The sequence below is a fragment of the Micromonospora sp. KC207 genome, from assembly GCF_004348615.1.
GTDB lineage: Bacteria > Actinomycetota > Actinomycetes > Mycobacteriales > Micromonosporaceae > Micromonospora.
This window is the reverse complement of the sequence record NZ_SMKJ01000627.1, coordinates 1-741: the sequence shown is the minus strand read 5'-3', so window position 1 is coordinate 741 and position 741 is coordinate 1. Positions and strand designations below refer to the sequence as shown.

Here is a 741-nt window from a genome sequence, read left to right as displayed (position 1 = left end):
ACGTATCCCTTCCAACACCAGCGCTACTGGTTGACCCCGAGCGGGGTCAGCGGGGACGTCACCACCGCCGGCCTGCAGGCGGTCACGCACCCCGTCCTGGGCGCCCTGGTACCCGTCGCCGGAGGCGACGAACTGCTGATCACCGGTCGCCTGCCGGAGTCCGGCCGGGAGTGGTCGGCCGGCGCGCTCCTGCTCGAGCTCGCGATCCGGGCCGGGGACGAAGCCGGTGCCACCCACCTGCGTCGGCTCACCGTGCACCAGGCGCCGAGCTGCCCGGCCGACATCCAGGTGCACATCGGCGCGGACGACGGCACCGGCGTTCGACCCGTCCGGATCTTCTCACGGGACGAGACGACCGGCACGTGGATCGAGAACGCCACCGGAACACTGACCGCGGACGCGCCCGTCGCGGTACCGCCGGGCGGCGACTTCATCGAGGTGGCCCTGCCCGCCGAGCAGCACGACGAAGCCGGCCGCTTCGCGCTGCACCCCGCGCTCCTCGAATCGGCCCTGCACGAGCTGATCGACACCGACCTCGAGGTCACCGACTGGCGCGACGTGACCGTCTACGCCGCTGGCGCCACCGTCCTGCACGTCCATGCCACCGCCCGGGACGACCGGACGTGGCGAGTCGATCTCACCGATGCGGCCGGGTTGCCCGTCGTCACCATCGGCGAGGTCAGCGTCGCACCCCCCCGCGAGGCAGCGCAGGTCCACGATCCCCTGTACGCGGTGCGGTGG

Annotated in this window: 1 pseudogene; it reads left to right on the top strand. The window is 72.6% G+C overall.

What is annotated here, in order from left to right:
* Positions 1-741, top strand: a pseudogene (locus tag E1258_RS33785) (hypothetical protein); the annotation flags it as partial.